At 37.7% G+C, this 17,173-nt stretch carries 18 protein-coding genes and 4 pseudogenes; 8 read left to right on the top strand and 14 right to left on the bottom strand.

Features of this window, described 5'->3' with window-relative positions; all coding sequences use genetic code 11:
- Nucleotides 1-582: 582 nt before the first annotated feature.
- The 3 genes from ACDZ29_RS12445 to ACDZ29_RS12435 form a co-directional block, all read right to left on the bottom strand.
- On the bottom strand, nucleotides 583-1,914 hold the full coding sequence (locus ACDZ29_RS12445; RefSeq protein WP_375090937.1) for a peptide MFS transporter: 1,332 nt from the start codon (nucleotides 1,912-1,914) through the stop codon (nucleotides 583-585).
- Nucleotides 1,915-2,338: 424 nt separating this feature from the next.
- Entirely contained in the window at nucleotides 2,339-2,974 is a 636-nt protein-coding gene (locus ACDZ29_RS12440; protein WP_370013663.1) for a response regulator, read from the bottom strand.
- Nucleotides 2,971-4,311 carry a sensor histidine kinase gene (locus ACDZ29_RS12435; RefSeq protein ID WP_370013662.1) on the bottom strand — a complete coding sequence of 447 codons (1,341 nt, stop codon included), beginning with the start codon at nucleotides 4,309-4,311 and terminating at the stop codon, nucleotides 2,971-2,973. The genes ACDZ29_RS12440 and ACDZ29_RS12435 overlap by 4 nt, the downstream gene beginning before the upstream one ends.
- A gap of 213 nt (nucleotides 4,312-4,524) precedes the next feature.
- Here ACDZ29_RS12435 and ACDZ29_RS12430 point away from each other — a divergent pair.
- A pseudogene (locus tag ACDZ29_RS12430) lies at nucleotides 4,525-4,670 on the top strand (IS6 family transposase); the annotation flags it as partial.
- A gap of 314 nt (nucleotides 4,671-4,984) precedes the next feature.
- A pseudogene (locus ACDZ29_RS12425) lies at nucleotides 4,985-5,176 on the top strand (EamA/RhaT family transporter); the annotation flags it as partial.
- Nucleotides 5,177-5,502: 326 nt separating this feature from the next.
- Here the strand turns inward: ACDZ29_RS12425 and ACDZ29_RS12420 are convergent.
- The gene (locus ACDZ29_RS12420; protein WP_375090936.1) at nucleotides 5,503-5,649 is read right to left on the bottom strand and encodes a hypothetical protein; all 147 of its coding nucleotides are present in this window, start codon (nucleotides 5,647-5,649) and stop codon (nucleotides 5,503-5,505) included.
- A 104-nt stretch (nucleotides 5,650-5,753) separates the two neighbouring features.
- On the opposite strand from ACDZ29_RS12420, the pseudogene ACDZ29_RS12415 reads away from it, so the two are divergent.
- A pseudogene (locus ACDZ29_RS12415) lies at nucleotides 5,754-5,916 on the top strand (site-specific integrase); the annotation flags it as partial.
- Between the two features lie 162 nt (nucleotides 5,917-6,078).
- Here the strand turns inward: ACDZ29_RS12415 and ACDZ29_RS12410 are convergent.
- The 6 genes from ACDZ29_RS12410 to ACDZ29_RS12385 all read right to left on the bottom strand — a co-directional run bounded on the left by ACDZ29_RS12410 (nucleotide 6,079) and on the right by ACDZ29_RS12385 (nucleotide 9,278).
- Complete coding sequence (locus tag ACDZ29_RS12410) at nucleotides 6,079-6,183, bottom strand: carboxymuconolactone decarboxylase family protein (RefSeq protein ID WP_370013661.1); 105 nt, start codon at nucleotides 6,181-6,183, stop codon at nucleotides 6,079-6,081.
- Between the two features lie 10 nt (nucleotides 6,184-6,193).
- Nucleotides 6,194-6,943: an ABC transporter permease gene (locus tag ACDZ29_RS12405; RefSeq protein WP_289323444.1), complete on the bottom strand. Its 750-nt coding sequence runs from the start codon at nucleotides 6,941-6,943 to the stop codon at nucleotides 6,194-6,196.
- Nucleotides 6,944-7,705 (bottom strand): ABC transporter ATP-binding protein, encoded by a 762-nt coding sequence (locus ACDZ29_RS12400; protein WP_375090935.1) that lies wholly within the window; start codon nucleotides 7,703-7,705, stop codon nucleotides 6,944-6,946.
- Nucleotides 7,706-7,904: 199 nt separating this feature from the next.
- Entirely contained in the window at nucleotides 7,905-8,261 is a 357-nt protein-coding gene (locus tag ACDZ29_RS12395; RefSeq protein WP_375090934.1) for a DUF1048 domain-containing protein, read from the bottom strand.
- 71 nt (nucleotides 8,262-8,332) lie between these two features.
- Nucleotides 8,333-8,653, bottom strand: coding sequence for a PadR family transcriptional regulator (locus tag ACDZ29_RS12390; RefSeq protein WP_016131412.1), 321 nt, complete (start codon nucleotides 8,651-8,653; stop codon nucleotides 8,333-8,335).
- 415 nt (nucleotides 8,654-9,068) lie between these two features.
- Complete coding sequence (locus ACDZ29_RS12385) at nucleotides 9,069-9,278, bottom strand: hypothetical protein (protein WP_375091134.1); 210 nt, start codon at nucleotides 9,276-9,278, stop codon at nucleotides 9,069-9,071.
- A gap of 434 nt (nucleotides 9,279-9,712) precedes the next feature.
- Here ACDZ29_RS12385 and ACDZ29_RS12380 point away from each other — a divergent pair, with 434 nt between their 5' ends.
- From ACDZ29_RS12380 to ACDZ29_RS12360, 5 genes are all read left to right on the top strand, one after another.
- The gene (locus ACDZ29_RS12380; RefSeq protein WP_061142125.1) at nucleotides 9,713-9,892 is read left to right on the top strand and encodes a hypothetical protein; all 180 of its coding nucleotides are present in this window, start codon (nucleotides 9,713-9,715) and stop codon (nucleotides 9,890-9,892) included.
- Nucleotides 9,893-9,919: 27 nt separating this feature from the next.
- Entirely contained in the window at nucleotides 9,920-10,381 is a 462-nt protein-coding gene (locus ACDZ29_RS12375) for a hypothetical protein (protein ID WP_375090933.1), read from the top strand.
- 66 nt (nucleotides 10,382-10,447) lie between these two features.
- The gene (locus ACDZ29_RS12370) at nucleotides 10,448-12,325 is read left to right on the top strand and encodes a pLS20_p028 family conjugation system transmembrane protein (RefSeq protein WP_375090932.1); all 1,878 of its coding nucleotides are present in this window, start codon (nucleotides 10,448-10,450) and stop codon (nucleotides 12,323-12,325) included.
- 358 nt (nucleotides 12,326-12,683) lie between these two features.
- Nucleotides 12,684-12,932 carry a hypothetical protein gene (locus ACDZ29_RS12365; protein WP_375090931.1) on the top strand — a complete coding sequence of 83 codons (249 nt, stop codon included), beginning with the start codon at nucleotides 12,684-12,686 and terminating at the stop codon, nucleotides 12,930-12,932.
- 245 nt (nucleotides 12,933-13,177) lie between these two features.
- Nucleotides 13,178-14,290, top strand: coding sequence for a beta family protein (locus tag ACDZ29_RS12360; protein ID WP_375090930.1), 1,113 nt, complete (start codon nucleotides 13,178-13,180; stop codon nucleotides 14,288-14,290).
- Here the strand turns inward: ACDZ29_RS12360 and ACDZ29_RS12355 are convergent.
- The 4 genes and pseudogenes from ACDZ29_RS12355 to ACDZ29_RS12340 all read right to left on the bottom strand — a co-directional run.
- Nucleotides 14,238-14,816, bottom strand: a complete 579-nt coding sequence (locus ACDZ29_RS12355; RefSeq protein WP_375090929.1) for a sce7726 family protein — start codon at nucleotides 14,814-14,816, stop codon at nucleotides 14,238-14,240. The two genes, ACDZ29_RS12360 and ACDZ29_RS12355, sit on opposite strands and share 53 nt — an antisense overlap.
- 803 nt (nucleotides 14,817-15,619) lie before the next feature.
- The gene (locus ACDZ29_RS12350) at nucleotides 15,620-16,363 is read right to left on the bottom strand and encodes a hypothetical protein (RefSeq protein WP_375090928.1); all 744 of its coding nucleotides are present in this window, start codon (nucleotides 16,361-16,363) and stop codon (nucleotides 15,620-15,622) included.
- A 121-nt stretch (nucleotides 16,364-16,484) separates the two neighbouring features.
- Entirely contained in the window at nucleotides 16,485-16,643 is a 159-nt protein-coding gene (locus tag ACDZ29_RS12345; protein ID WP_375091238.1) for a hypothetical protein, read from the bottom strand.
- A gap of 52 nt (nucleotides 16,644-16,695) precedes the next feature.
- Nucleotides 16,696-16,740: pseudogene (locus ACDZ29_RS12340) on the bottom strand (hypothetical protein); the annotation flags it as partial.
- Nucleotides 16,741-17,173 lie beyond the last annotated feature (433 nt).

Here is a 17,173-nt window from a genome sequence, read left to right as displayed (position 1 = left end):
TGATAAGATTGTAACTTATAGGAGTATACTCTAGCTCTAATATAGTCTGCACCCACTAATTTAGCCCGTAACGTTCGTTGATTTCCATCACTAGATACATGATATTCTATCATTGCAGGCTTTCTAGAATAACTTTGTGCATATTTTCTTTCGAAGTGCTCAATAAAGAGTAGAATTCCATCCTACATTCATAGGCTCTTTTACATAACCAGCTCTGAGTCCTTTTCTACTAAAAGCGGCTGGCCGATTAATGAAACTCAGTCCATTAATCCACCTAAGTGTTTATTATTGTTTCTCATCTAATATAGCTTTAACTTGTTCTATAAGAACTTCCCATTGATTTGTTTTTTTTACTTATATTAGCATTCCGTCATTCAAATTGATGAAAGACTCGTGAAAATGCTGAAACACAATAAGCTTAAGCAAACAGAAATAAAACTTCAGAGAATCGTTCCTTTCTGGTTTGTGTCGTTGTGGAGACTCCCCTTATACCAGTTTGGACCGATTCTATTATTTTTTTACACTAAAAAGAGCTGACCCAAATGGCATATTATATGCCTTTTGGGTCAGCTCCTTTTCTCATTATTTCATCAGCTTTGCTACTGGCTTCGAAAGAAGCAATAAAACAATACCTAAGCCAATTGTTACAAAACCAATTACACTGAAGATTTCCAGGTAACCTAAAGACTGCGTATATGCAGCTAATTGGCCGGCTACCATATTAGCTACCGCGGAACTTGCCAGCCATACTCCCATTAGAAGAGAGGCAAGCTTGATTGGAGCAATTTTACTTACCATTGATAAACCAACTGGTGAAATCATTAATTCGGCTAATGTATGAAGGAAATACGTTACAATCATGAACAGGATGTTTACTTTCAGCGCTGTATCGTTTCCTGTATACATAACAGCAGGAAGCAGTACTAAGAAACCTAAACCAACTGTGACTAAACCAAGAGCCATCTTCGTTGGAGTTTTTAAGTCACCGCGTTTTGAGCTGCCAAGCTTGTACCATAAAGCAGACATAATTGGCGCTAAAATCACGATGAATAATGGGTTCAATGATTGGAACCAGGCAGTTGGAATCTCAAAACCAAATACATTCCGATCAATTTGGTCATTAGCATACAATGTCAATGAACTTCCAGCCTGCTCGAAAGCGGCCCAGAACGCAATAACGAAGACTGCCAAAATAACGATAGCCGCTGTACGTTTTTGTTCTCTTTTCGTTAACGGTGCAGCTGATTTTTGACCAGCTGTAACTTCCGGTTTGCCAGTAGGTTCTTTACCGATATCACCTAAATAGCGATTGCCTAATAAGTTGAAAACTAACTGCCCTACAATCATGCCAATTGCTGCTGTCAAGAACCCATATTTATAGCTCATAAGTCCAACTACTAATGGTGCGAAGAAAGCCCCAACGTTAATACCCATATAGAAGATAGTGAAAGCTCCATCACGACGCGGATCGTTGTCTTCATAAAGATCACCAACAATTGTCGAGATGTTTGGCTTGAAGAAACCATTACCGATAATCAATAAACCAAGACCAATGTAAAGTGCCGTCAAACTCTGACTTGAGAATAGCGAAAAGTTACCAAGCGCCATTAAAATACCGCCAATCGTGATCGCCAATCTTCTGCCTATGAAACGGTCAGTCAAGTATCCGCCAATCATTGGCGTAATATAAACGGCCCCGGTAAAGAATCCGTATATGCCCATAGCCGTAGATTTGTCGACTCCAAGCCCGCCATTTACAACAGTTGCTGTTAAGTAAAGAACAAGAATTGCTCTCATTCCGTAATAGCTGAAGCGCTCCCATGCCTCAGTAGCGAACAGCATATACAGTCCTGGAGGATGCTTTTTCCTGGACTGGTTTGGCTGCTGAACATCATCTTTTAATAGTGCTTGCATAATAAAGTCCCCCTAAATATGGTTAAATATTAAACCATTCACCAATCGTTTACATTCGCAAAATAATTGCATTTAATAGACAAATTATTGATTCGTTCCACCTACGCCTAATACGATGATGGCGACGCATGCCATCCAACCCACCATTAGTAAGCGTTTACATTTTTTAATCTTGACTCTGGTGCAAAAGGAATCAGATAGCAAAATCTAAATGAACATTAACTAATAAACTCATTTTATTCGAAGACGTTTAATGAAGGTATTTAAATTTCAAAGAATCTTTAGTGTTGTAAAATAATTTTATATTATCAGAAAATATAAAAACACAGAAAAAAAAGAAAAAAAGTCCTGCTGCATTAGCGGTCTGTGCAGCAACGGAGACCCCCATTATAATAAAAAAACTGCCTTGTATTAAGGCAGTTTCTTAGTCAACAATCCATTGATATAAATTTTTCGGTCTTCCTATTTTTTGATAACTCACAATAATTTCCACTTTTCCTTCATCAAGTAAATGCATAATATAGCGATAGACGGTCGGATAAGCCAAACCAACTTCTTTAGAAATTGTATCAACAGAAAAAGGTTCACGATTAGAATGTAGAAAATCACTAACGTGACAAAGTGTTCTCTTACTAATTCCCTTTGTTACAAATACATCCTTTTCTTCACTGGATTTTTGCTGCGGAGCTGATTGAGTTAATTTTGCAAGGCGAGCATGCAGTTGAATTCTTGAAATCAAATCAGGCGCTTTTACAGGCTTTAATGCAAAATCTGTTGCGCCTGCTTCAAGAAAGCGATCAGCAATTTCCTGTCGTTCATCGACTGTTAATACAAGAATCGGAACATCAGCATTAAGTTTACGAAGCTCACCCACTGTTTTTATTCCGTCCATTTCCGGCATATGATAATCAACTAAAACAACATCTGCTCCTTTTTCTGCAAACACATTTAACCCTTCTTTTCCGTTGTTAGCCGTATCTACATTCCAGCCGGCAAATTCACAAATTTCACTTAGCATATATTGAATTGATGCATCATCATCAATGACTAAAATGTTCATCTTAACACACTCCTCTCAGCTAGTTTAATCCAAATTATTGTCCCGTGCCCAAGCTTGCTGTCAATTTCTAAAGATGCACCATGTCCTTCAGCAACTTGTCGTACGAAAGCTAATCCCATCCCTGGATGCGATTTTGTACTAAACCCAGCTTTCCATATTTTCAGCTGCTCTTTAGGTGAAATCCCTTTCCCATTATCTGATACGCCCAACCAAAGTTCATTTTCATAGGTTTTTACCTTAAGCAAAATCTTGCCATCTTCTATTCCATTCACTGCATCGTAAGCATTGTCAATTAAATTAACTAATGCCCTTGTCATACGGATTTTATTAATTAAAATTTTAATTTCAGGATCTGTTTGAAAGTCTACCTTCAGATTAAGATTTGTCCCGCTCAGTCTGCTTGCTTCGACGTATTCAACTAAATCTTTTATACGGCACCAATGTTTTTTATCATCATATAAAATCTCGGAAATCATGTCGCTAACGGAATGAATCGATGATGAAATCTTTTGACAATATTCTTTAATTTTAGAATCGTCCACTTTCAAACTAATTAAAGAATTTATCCCCTCAATTGCTGTAAGAGGTGTTTTTAAATCATGGACCAGATAAAGAGCTTCTCGTCCTGATCTTGACTGCATTGCTTCTAACTGCGCATAATGAAGCTCTTGCTTTATCCGCCACTTTTGTTCAGCTAATGAAAAATACACAGCTAAAATAACAGCATTAATAACAAAAATTAAACACAAAGTTAAACTGTACAATGTTAATGATTGCTCAAATCCAATTTGAACCGCTATATCTTTTAATTCCTTTGAAATCGACCCTTGGCCGAATCCATATTTAGATAAAGAAGGAATCTCATTCAGCCATTCAATCCCAAAGATTAATTGCGAACAAATAATCGTTTTAATAATTGGCTTTAGCCTATCCTTTTCAAAGGCTTGCAATAATAAGATTGCTAACAACAATAACAACGCATATGCGCTAAATGAGTATGTTAAAGAATAATAAGCATTTATCACGATATAGTCGAGAGGAATAACAATAAGAGGAATGATAATTTTTAACCATGGACGGTTTAAACGAGCACCGATTTCGTCCCCCAACAGCAGTGCACCAATATAATGAAACAAAGCTAAAACTGTATTTAAAGAAATTAACAAAAAAACGGCAAGCATTAACTTATTTCCTGTTTCTTCACCTTCTCTTAATGAAATAAGCAAATCAGTAAGACCAATTTCGTCAGGACCCAACCACGATAGTAAGAATACCCCGAATAAAATTACTCCAATTTTCATCCATATTGTCCAAGACTTCATAAGACTAGCTATCATAATCATTTCACCTTTAATAGATTAATTTGCTTATAGAATAGAATGGTAACCATTCTTCATTTCGTATTTATTTAAATTTATGTATCCCTTTCCATAATCTCATTATACGCAATTCATAGTAATTGTGAAAATTATAAAAAAATGGGTTCTGGCGCAAAAATCCGAACATCTTGCAAGTAATCTCTTTAAAAGCATTATGTACTAGAAATTAGTATGGTCACAGTAAGGTGATGCCTACGGTACAACTTGAGTTTTCGTGATTTTATGGAAATAATGGAGGAACGAGGCTTATCCATAGCTCACACAACCATTATGCGTGGGTCCAGCAATATGTTCCGGAGTTGGATAAGAGAGTCCGGAAAGCGAGTCCGTTCTATGCCAGGATTCTATGTTTCTAACAAATTATTAGTGTAAAAACTGCCTGCAATACGTTTACAACGTCTTCTTAAGAAGTCACCGCATAACAACAACAAGAAAATTACGTTGCATCCATTCATGCATACGCATACATCGTTACTGATCGAAGCAGGGATATTTTTATTTGAAACATGCGCACAAATCGGTGTAAGTATTGCCACCCTGCATATTATTGAGGTCCTGTGATTGCTTATATTAAAAAAAGGTTAAGAATCTGCGAAATATAAGCTGTTTCGCAGATTCTTAGGAGAAGACGATGAAATCTAAAATACAGTTTATATTATCAATGATTATTTTCGGTACAATTGGTTTAGTTGTTCGATACATTGATCTATCTTCGAGCGAAAGAGCTTTACTAAGCAGTTTCATAGGATGCTTATTTTTACTGTTAATATTCTTCATGAGTAAGAAGAAAATATCATGGAATTTAGTTAAATCTAATCTGTATTTTGGTAAATAACGGTAAACTTTTAGTCAACTCTCTATTTGGGGTGCTACTCACGGTCTGCCCTATCCATGCGAGTTGCTCCCTGTGAACCCACTCTTAACAACACTAGTTTTTGATAACCAGCGTTTAACTCCATTTTAGGCCCGCCATTGTTTTAATCGTGTAAACTAATCATAACTCTTTAGCCTTTATTACCCTTTATCCTATTGCTATTATCGATAAACTAGACATATTTTTCGCTAAATTAATTAAGGATTATCATCAATAATTTGTTAAGCGTAGCCTTTTGGGTTACGCTATTTTTATTTTTAAGTCATGGTCTTCTTTTATAAATTCATTTCCGATACTGTACTGTGATAATGATCAAAATGGAACTTTTCTGGTGATTTATTATACAGTTGGGCCTTTGCTCTTGCACGTCCTTCAGCCGGCCTTTTATCATCAGATCCCGTTCTCAGCGACTCCCCTAGCATGGTAACATTAGTTTCCCAGCTGGTGAAAAGAAATCGTTCCTCTGGAAAACATATGGGACGTATTTGAAAGGTGGATAAAAATTGCTGTTGGTTTAAGAGGAGACACATTATTTCTCATTGAAGCTGGGGCAGGCGTAAAAGGGATTCAATAAAGATTAGGGCATTCCGAATATAAACACGACTATGAACATTTACGCTCATATGACCAAAAATATCGAAGAAAAGACCTCTCACAAGTTCAGTGAACTTACGAAAGGTCTCCTCTAATTGGTGAAATAAAGTTGTTTCAAAAACTGAAAGTTAGCAAAAAGTTAGCATTTCACTAATACCACCTTTACAAACCCATATATATCAAGACTTCTAGGCGATGATTATATTATGCATCCCATTCAATTGATAATTTAATAGGAAGTAACAAGGTAATAAATATCAGCACTTTTGGTAATCGATGGTTACCCCGGCATTTAAGCAGCCATCCATGTGATAGCAAATGCATTCATCGCAGCGGCTGACTATTGATATGGCTAATCCCATAATGGTGTCCTTACCCTAACTGGCGTTTAAATACTTTACTGGCGAAGAAGTAAGCGATGACCATGATGCCGACGCACCAGGCAAGCGCGATCCAGATATCGTTGCCAACAGACCCTTCATACAAGAGGGCACGAATCGCATTCACGATTGAAGTCACGGGCTGGTTCTCAGCGAACGCACGGACAATTTTAGGCATGGTTTCGGTGGGGACAAAGGCCGAACTGATAAACGGCAGGAAAATCAGCGGGTACGAGTAGGCTGTTGCCCCTTCCATAGACCCCGCTGTCAATCCGGGAATGATCGCCAGCCATGTCAGCGCCAGCGTAAACAGCGCGAGTATCCCAGCTACCGCGAGCCAATCCAGGATACCAGCGCTGGAACGGAAGCCCATCAAGAGCGCGACGAGGATAACCACCACAACAGTAAGCGCATTGGAAACAAGCGAGGTCAACACGTGAGCCCACAATACCGACGAGCGCTTGATGGGCATGGTAATGAAACGCGCCATTAGCCCGCTCTTAACATCCGTAAACAACCGCACGGAAGTGTAAGCGACGCCGGATGCGATAGCCATCAGCAAGATTCCCGGCAATAAATAATTGACGTAGTTGTCCGTGCCTGTCTCTATGGCGCCGCCAAATACGTAGACAAACAGCAGCAGCATCATAATCGGCGTAATCGCCACCGTGATAATTGTATCCGGGCTGCGCATGATGTTGCGCATTAAACGCCCTAGTAATACCCCTGTTTTGCTTTTCATTTACATCTCCTCCTTTTTGCTGATGATCGCGAGGAAAATTTCCTCCAATGTCTGCTGCTTCTCGATGTACTCCACTTTCGCTGGCGGAAACATCTCCTTGAGTTCAGTAAGGGTCCCGGTCGAGATTATTTTTCCACCATGCAGGATGGCGATACGGTCCGCCAGTTGTTCGGCTTCCTCCAGGTACTGGGTCGTCAGCAAGATGGTTGTGCCTCCGCCGGCAAGCTCCTTGACGGTATCCCAGACTTCAATCCGCGCTTCGGGGTCAAGCCCTGTCGTCGGTTCGTCGAGAAAAATGACTGCTGGCGTCCCGATCAGACTCATGGCGATGTCAAGCCGGCGCTTCATCCCGCCGGAATATTTGTCCGCCCGGCGGTTGGCCGCATCGGTCAGGCTGAATTTTTCAAGCAGATTGTCGGTGACTTGAGCGGGATTGGAAACTCCCCGCAACTTGGCGATCATCATCAGGTTTTCCCGCCCTGTGAGCATGCCGTCTAAAGCTGCGAACTGCCCTGTCAGGCTGATGCTCTGGCGAACATGATCCGGTTGACGCTGGACGTCAAAGCCGCAAATACCTACTTCGCCGCCATCAGCCTTCATCAGCGTCGAGAGGATGTTGACCGTCGTCGTCTTGCCCGCTCCATTTGAGCCCAGCAGTGCGAAAATTTCGCCACGCCGCACCTCAAAATCCACCCCCTTTAAGACTTCCTTGTCTTTAAAGGATTTTTTTAACCCTTTTACAGAAATCGCTGCATTTCTCATACTTTTTTCCTCCTTATAAAATGCGCAGCAAGGTCGCTTGCGAGATCCGTAATTATCCGGTCAGCGCCTTGCGGAGCTAGATTGCCTATACTCATCTATTTAGTCTGACTGATAATACGTATAACTTACTACTGAGTTAAAAATATAACTGAATAGCGAAGGTGGTAATTCACATTTATAACCAGCTATTCAGTCGGTATTATCTATTGAATTTATTTTTTCCCAAACGCTTCATGATACTCTGATTCAAATCTTCACGATACTTGGCGACATAGGTTTTAGCGTTTGCCACTAGTTCGTCGGCAAAGGACGCCACGTCGTCCCCAGTGATTTCCAGCACTTGTCTGCCTTCCGCCGCACCGGCTTCGAACAACTCGATTAATTCATACTGCATGTGCAGCATATCCATCCCGCTGCCCGCTGCTGAGAAATTCCACATGTAGTTTTGAATTTTCTTAAATACAAACTGGTAGTCCTCTGGCAGGGCTTCAACCCGTGCCATCATCATCTTGTATTCTTTTTTATCACCAATCATTTTTTTGAACATTTCCATCATGTTATTTTTCCTCCTTTTTTATAAAGCTGAACAGGACACTCCAAACATATCGTACGGAATATCTTATGAAGCTAGATTGACTTTAAGACGTTGATTTTTGATGATACAAAATCCCATTTTTTCCAAAACAATTCAAGTTCCTGACGGCCAGCCTCATTAAGTGAGTAAAACTTGCGGGGCGGCCCCATATCTGACGGTTTCTTTTCTATATTCACCAGTTTTTTCTTTTCTAATCGCACGAGGATGGTGTAGACCGTCCCTTCCACGACTTCAGTAAACCCAAGCTCGTTCAGGCGGCGAGTAATCTCGTAGCCATAGGTTTCATGGCGGCTGATGATTTCCAGCACGCAGCCTTCCAGCGAACCCTTCAGCATTTCAGTTAAATTTTCCATGTTCAGAACCTCCCCTATTTTGTCTGACTTATATTCAGTATAACTTAGTACTAAAGGAAGCTTTTACTTAATAGCTTTTGAAAAATCACGCTATTAAGTATTGCTTATTATACGTACATCGTAACACCGAGTAGCGGAGATGTCAACTTTTTTTCTGGAAAATATTTTTGCAACCTCACTATTCAGTGATGTTGGTATACAGTGTGACTAACTACAGGTATATCGTAACACGTAGTAGGTGAACTGTCAACTGGATTTTCTAAATATTTTAAAACCAGCTATCCCCACCTATGTTATTCACAAATTGATAGATCATCGTTTGAATCATTCGGGTGTCGTTTACTCCATTTGAATGGATCAAGTATCTGAGGATAAGAATTCAGGAATGCAGATCTTCTTTCAACAGCCACTTTGGTTAAGTTAAAAGTTCCGATATACACTTTAGGATTCCCCCATACTGATGCACAGAGTAGAAGTAAACCACTTTACCACTGCTGGATTCCTCTGATACATCTACAACTATGGGCTTCCTATCAAACTCATGCAAAATAACCGAAGCAAAAGATACAAATAAAGGGAAAACCTCCTTTGGATGATCCTTCACTAAGTTAAAAACATTTCCAATCCAACTACCAACAGTTCCTTTTACTCGAAAATACTCTAGTAGTTGCTGTTCCCCCCCATCGCCCGGAACTATATGTATGTCTTTCGTTGAAATTAGATGTATGAAGTTTCCCTTTCAACAAAGAAGAAAAAGGCCACCTACAGTAAACCGTGGGTGGCCTTCAACTTTAAAGATATTCACATGTTAGGTGAGCATTCATTCTGAATCCTCGTTAAACCTATTTAAGCGATGATTACATCATGCCGCCCATCTAAGAGGTGGTTTTTTGCTCTTATATGGGCTGGCAAATTCTTTGAGTAACCTGGATTTTAAGAATGGAGATTGTATACGTTGAAATGAAAAATAAAAATTAGGTTAGCAAAAAAGTTAGCAACCCTTGATGGTGAATTTTTAAACCATTCAAACCCCTATTAATTTCAAAAGGAGAGATTATCATGAAAATGAAAAAACCCTTAAACCCTATTCAAACTGCGTTATTAAAGAAGCATATAAAAAAATTTGAAGAAAAAGATGGTGTTTTAACTGAAGCTTTCACGATTGATGGTGATGCAGGCATGATTTTATACGGATTTGTGTCTCCGAATAAAACGGTAAAAGGCGTGGTTTTTATTTAGATCAATAAATACAAGGGAGTTTTGTAAATGAATTTAAAAAAGGTTTTTAGTTGCTGTCTTGTTTTATTGTTTGTGTTGGTTGTATCAGCTTGTGAGAGTGATGGTGTTAATGGAGGGATTGGAAAAGCTACTGAACTCGATTTGAAGGAAGTTAAAGCATTTGTGGAAGATAAAAAAACAGGGTTTTTATATGTGAAATCAGCATTTGATTCTGATTCTGATAAAGAAAGCGATCGAATGCAGTTAAGCGAAATTGAACGTGTTGCCAAGGCTGAAAAGATTGATTTTTATGTGTTTGATGCAAAAGAACTGTCTACTTCAGAACTTTACGAACAGGATACTTCAAAACGTACTCTTGAGCAATATTCAGGAACCTTCGCCTTTTATCAAGAGGGTGAAATCAAAGAGGAATTGGATTTTACGGATATTTCAGAAGATGATGTTTCTGGCGAAGTTGAAAAATTTGTTCAAAATATGAAGCATGATTAATCCATGTAAGGTTAACCACAATAGTGCGGTTAACCTTTGTATTAGGGATTATCTAGGAGGGGCTCCATGGATGAAGTAGCACGGATACTTGAAGAATTTTCTGATTTTCTCGAAATGACCAATCCAATCTCGTACATGCTGCGTTTGATCGGGTGGGTCATTATAAAAGGTTTGGCATGGCTTGTTGATTCCCTATCAAACATTACGGATTCAATCCTGGGATTAAAAATGTTTTATGACAGTATTGAAATTACAAATTTTGTAGAATTCCTTATTCCTCTTTCTGTGATATTGATGGGGTTTTCGCTTCTCTACACAGGATATCAGCTCATTTTTCAAAAAAAGTTGGATCGCGAAGCCATTATAGTGAATGTGTTTATGATAATGTTTTTTTTCGCTTTGATACAAGAAGGTATGGAAAAAGCAAACCAATTCACAGATAAAGCTATTGATGCTCTTGATGTTGTTGAAGAAGGTTCAATTAGTCAAAAAGTTATTAAAGACAATATGACTGATCTTGCTCAATTTGATGCAACGGGTTGGAAAACAACTGAGCTTAACCATCCAAACCGAATTCCAAAAAATCGAATTTTAAAAATTAATATTACACAGGCGATTGATAAGGATTTTGATCCCGCAGGGGAAGCTAAAGAAATGTCTGAAATAGGACTTGGGGTTTTTTCTAATCGTTTGGAGTATGACGATTTAGGTAATCCAAAGAAAGTTGAGTTAGATGATGGTTGGTTCACTGCGTTTAAAGAAAAGTATTACCGTTGGGATTGGAACTTTTGGACAATCGCCATAACATTAGCTATTACAGCATTCACTATGCTGACAATTGCTATTAAGTTAGCAAAACTGTTCTTTGAATTAACATTCAACTACGTATTAGCAATCATTATAGCCCCTGCAGATATTCATTCAGGGCAAAAGACAAAGCAAATCCTTCAAAGTATCCTAAATACTTTTCTAGTGACAATTATGATTTTCCTATCAATGAAAATCTATCTGATTGGTACAGAGTTTATTACAGATAAATTGGATGGTGTCGCCTATTTAATTGCATTATTTGCTTTCTCTCTTGCTGTAATTGATGGCCCCAATATCGTTGAACGGCTATTTGGTATTGATGCAGGACTGAAATCTAGCTGGGGTGCCGTAGCCGGTGGATATGCTGTTACAAAAGGCGTAACGGGTGCCACAAGGGGTACTGCAAATACTTTGAAAGGATTATCAAGTGAAGGTAAATCGGCCGCATTGAAGGGTGTAAGTGGTATTGCAGGAGTTGCAGGAATGGCACAAGGCCTTAGATCAAAAGGAAAGGACCAATCCACAGAACAGACTTCGTATGGTTCTGAAAGTGGTCATTCTGCAGATTTAAAGGCACAAGATCAAAATCAAGAAAAACAGAGTCCAAATGGTTCGAAAGGTTCCTGGGAAATCGAAAATGGAACACAAGAAGTTGCTTCTTCAATTGAACAAGAAATAGCACAACAACAACAAGGGCAAACAGGAAGAGGAAAAGTAATGGGATTACATGATCAAATGGCTCTGAATGGTGTCTCCGGTAATGGAAAACGGAGTGCAGCTGTAAACAGTCCACACTCCATTTTGTCTGGTTCGCCAAACCAAATGAAGAATGATGATATACAAAAAAATGAGAAAATGTCCGGTGACTACGATAGTGCCAGTCCTTCATCACCTTCCTTTTCACAATCAAATTCCCCTTTGGTTTCATCTGAAATGCAAGGAGAATCTAATATGAAAACACCACTACAAGAAAAAAGAACTGATCGAGAAACTCGTCATGTTGGAAGCATAATTTCTGACAATGCGCGGAACAGTCAATCAGTAAAAACTGTTAAACGCACCTATCAAATTGGTCAAAATACAGGCGAAAGTCTAAGAAACAACATCGCTAAATTCCGTCGAAAAAACCAATAAAAAAGTGAAATGAAAGAGAAGGTTCCCTTCTCTTTTTTTAAATAACATTCAATTAAATAGGGGGACACAAAGGGGACATTGATTAACATTTAGTGATATCACTAAATAACTGCTTTTTAATTATTATTTAAGACCCACATCAGTCCATCTGAGAAAGTTCAGGTATCCCACGTCAGCCCACCTATATCAATCAGGAGTCCCATGTCAGCCCACCTGAAAGAAATTAACGATATCATATAAAACACTAGGCTTTGCCTAGGATATCACCCTTGGTGATATCAGTTTTTCCTTATGCTCTTTCTCACTCTATAGCCTTTAAATCCATATTTTGAGTTTTACCAAAAAGGAGAGTTAAACAATGGATATTTTTTTAAGAAAAATAGACCCAGTAGCAATGAAAAAAATTGATGAAATAGCAAAAAGAAAATCAATATCAAGGCAAGAATTTCTTAAATCAATTGTAGAAAAGGTAGCATATGAACCAGAACAAAATGAAAAAGAAATGAGATTGGAATGGATTATTTCAAAAAACATTAATGCTATGGAAAAAATGATAGATAAGGTTGACCAATTAGAAAGTTTGTTATGTGATTTAATGGAAGAATAAAACGGAGGTCACTTGTTCTTTTTATCTTGAAGTATTTTTTTATTTAATAAAAAGTAAAAAGATATCAGGATCTACACAAATGAAAAGAAGGCTAAAGAAATCCTGGGAGGTAACTCAAAAAAATTTGATGAGGATATTGCAAAAGAAGATTGTCAAAAAAATGACATTTTGTCCAAAGATAATGTAAAATAATTACAACCCCAAGATTTTACATAATTAAAACTATTCTGAATGGAGGCTATACTATGTTTAATAAAGACCACTATGTCCCTATTATAAGATGGAAAAGAGGTGAACAAACAGCATTAATTGAACTAGACCAGGAAATTAAAAATGGTATGACTCCACTAATAGAAATCCCACCTATTGATTGGGATTTTGAAAATGAATGTTTTAAAAAATCTATTGACGACCATTTAAAAAACTTTGCAACACAAATTAAAACAAGTTGGAATAACCCTAATAAATTGTTCATCGACGCATTCCAAATCTGTATAGACGATGATGATATAATGGCCAATGGGAGTCATCCATTAGAATACATTTTTCATTTACTTTCAGAAGAAAAAATAGAGGCTATCCCTGTCACAAGTAAAAATAGAGGAACCAATTATCAAAAAGCAATAAATTCAGTCCTACACACTTATAACACGGGCTTTGCTATACGCCTTACAGATGAAGAATTTGATGATATCGATTCAAATATTTCCTGGTTTGTAGACCAGTTTGATTGTAGCCCAGCCGAGACTGATATATTCATAGACTATAAATATATTGATTCAAAATCACCAGTTGGAAGGATGGCAAAATTAGTAGCTGGGTCTTTATTGTCTTTACCTCATATTAACCAATGGAGAACGCTCACCTTTGCTGCCACAACTTTTCCTGAAAACCTTTCTGAATTCTCTACTGGTACGGACGGCAATATACCAAGAAATGAGTGGTTAATATACCAACGACTATTAAAAACCAAACTACCGAGATATCCCGCATTTGGAGATTATATTATATCAAATCCGGAATATTCTAAAATTGACCCTAGATTAATGAGAATGTCGGCCAATATTCGTTATACTGCTGATGATGAATACCTTATTTTCAGGGGGTTCTCAGTCACGAGCCCCAAATATGGAAAATGGACTCAAACTCAAGGCCTTTGCCAAAGAGTAGTGGGCCACTCTAAATATTCTGGATCACACTACTCATACGGTGACAAATATATTTATGACTGTGCAAATGGAAGCGCCAGTACTGGAAACGCTGAAAGGTGGAGAAAAGTCGGAACGAATCATCATCTTACTTTAGTTAGGAATGAACTTTCCAATTTTCACGCAACTTTAGCCGTTGGTTCACAATAATTTTTATTTCCTCTAAAGTAATAGAACTACAAATTTTTTTATAAAGATCATGCCTCGGCTTGCTTAAGTAGCCCTTTTGCAAGCCTTTTTCCTTGAGAATTTCAAGAGCTTCATTCCTCCAAAGTAAATGGCTAAGAGAATATGGATTTACTGAATTATTGATTCTTCCTTTTCTAACTTCCCGTAATTTAATATCACCAGCATAACGCGTTACCAAAATTATCCCCCACCATTTAGGTATAATGCTCCTAACCTGGTCTAAATAATTTCTTTGAACCACAATTGTCATCCTATCAAAAACTTGGCTATAATCTTGGATTTGGCTAGGCAATCTAATTAGAGTATCACTTTCACTTTTAATTTCATAACCGTGTAAAATACCGTTTATAACAGCTACATCAACTCTAGATTGGCCGTGAAGAACTCCCATTTCGTTAACTATTTTGGTATCTTGATCATCAAAATACCTACTTAATAACTCGGATATCAAAGCTTCCCGGATATCAATATCCTTTAATTTCCCCATTGTTAATCATCCCTTATTTAATTTCTTAAACAGACTAACATAAATATATTCCTTAATTAAGATTTCACCTTAAAAAAATTTTTTCCTTTTTATTTTATTTTACTTTTATATTAAATAAATATGCCTATACAATTACCTACTGATAGATCGGATACCCTGGACATTAAATGCAATTTAAAAATTAACCCAGACAAGTGAGAATAACTTTTTATAAAAATTCAAGAATGAAGAATGCTAAAGATTAAACAATAATAAAAGAATCTCAAAGTGGAAAAAATGAAAATTTATATTATTCCAGCTTTCAAAGTAGTAAAGGAAGTAATATGGAATGGGTATATACAATGAATAATTAGCATCCTATTGTGTTTTTTAATGCTGCCCCCCCTTCCCTAAAATTGATACTCATTACAAAATATCAAATATTTCTTTACATATAATCCTATACTGCTGTAAGCGTGATGAGGTGTTCGAGTAGGGAGGATACACATTAAAAAGAAGCGTAAGCTACTACTCACGCCTAGGTTTTCAATTTATTCTTAGCACTGATCAGCGTACTCTTATAGTTTCCCTCATATCTACTTCTTTGTATGAATGACTTTCTACAACTTTAAAGCATAGTCAATTTACTTCATACTGAATTTATTCGGTCTGTTCCCTCACGCTTAGCGATAACTTTACCTTTCTGAGTAAGCACTACAATCCCATCCCTTTGACCTTCTTAATTCGCTAACGCACCCTTTCGTATTATAAGGTCTGCCTCTTAATCCAAATTATCACAGCCTTTCTTGCATAAAAAATAAGGCTTAATCTTTATACTTATCCCTCAAACTATTATAAAAAACCTCAGTATTTTCTTTGTGACTAGTAAGCCCATCTCTATAAATTTCCATGATATCTCGATATAACTTATCCTTTTCAAGATATGCTTGTACTTTTGAATCCTTAATTTGGCCATTCGCTCTTTTCCACTCTGCTTTAAAATAAACTCTTAAAAAGTCCTTAAAACTAATTATAGATTTTTCTTGTGCAAGTAAATAGTCAACGTCATAATATTTACCCATTCTATCTGCTATTTCCAAGATATGGTTAACAATATAATCTATAAACTCATTATTACCACTCTTATCAGGTCCAAAATATAAGATTAGCAGTGTACCCTTTTCTTTCAATTCACTGATTAGCCTCGACAACTCCTGGTCCTTTTCAATTCTGTCAATTCTATTTTTATGGTCTGGATCCCTAAAATAATCATAATCAAACCCTTTAATATAATTTATTAATTTATAAAAAGAGGAAATAAATGCTACACTTTGTTTTCTTACTTCTTGTATCCATTCAATTCTTGATTTTGAAACAATATTACTTTTAAAATTAGATTTATTTGTTTTATACACATTATATAGACTTACTAATGCAGCAATTAAAGCAACAAATGCAGCAATACTAGCCCAAACAAAGTTTCCTTTATCATCAAAAAAGATATTATAAAAATTCAATACTTTCACCTCTACCAAATAATAACAAAATAAAAATTTCAACAAATTCATTCTTTACAATGTAGAACTTCATTCTATAAAACAAGTTTCAACTCCCATTTTTTTTGAGAACTAACTTATATTTTCGACAAAAAAGTGCATTAATCCTTCTTGGATCAATGCACCCGTTTGTTTAAGTATATTTTTTCATGTCGAGCGCATCGGACCAGCCGTCGTACACGTACTGATCGCCGGGGTGACCAGCGAATCCACGCAGGTGGAAAATCATCTCGGTGCGGTCGCCATGTACGGTGAGGGTTAGGGTCACGACAGGGGATATCAATGGGAGCATCAGGGTATCCCCAGGTGAAGACGAGCCGTTCGAAAGGTACGACCTCGAGAAACACACCTCCGGTAGGAAACTCCTCGCCGGTCTCGATGTTGACCATCGTGTAGCGGTAGCGTCCGCCTTCGCGAACATCGAAGGAGATGGTCTCTAAGGGTGTCGAAGGCAACCCAGTCGGCGAGTTCCTTCTCCTCCGTCCAGGCGCGCCACACGAGCTTGCGGTGGGCATTCAGGGTGCGGGTAATAGTAAACTCCGGTTCAGATGTGGGCATGTTCATTCTTCCTCCTTTGTGGGCATGTCGAATATATATCACCACATTTCACCATATTGACGAAGATCTTGTTTAACTATTCTGCCCCGTTAGTTTAAGTACATTTTTTCACAAATCTACACCATGATAAGTTAAAGTACCTGCTACCCCTATTGACCGCATAACCCCCGAGGAATCGCTACTCTTTTTTCAGTTCAAAACCCCCATCATCATTCATATTTGTATGGTTAACCCATGTTATAATATGGAAAAGGGAGTGGCTAA

The organism is Peribacillus sp. RS7 (genome assembly GCF_041956845.1).
In the GTDB taxonomy this organism is placed as follows: domain Bacteria; phylum Bacillota; class Bacilli; order Bacillales; family DSM-1321; genus Peribacillus.
This window is presented reverse-complemented; position numbering and strand designations above follow the sequence as displayed.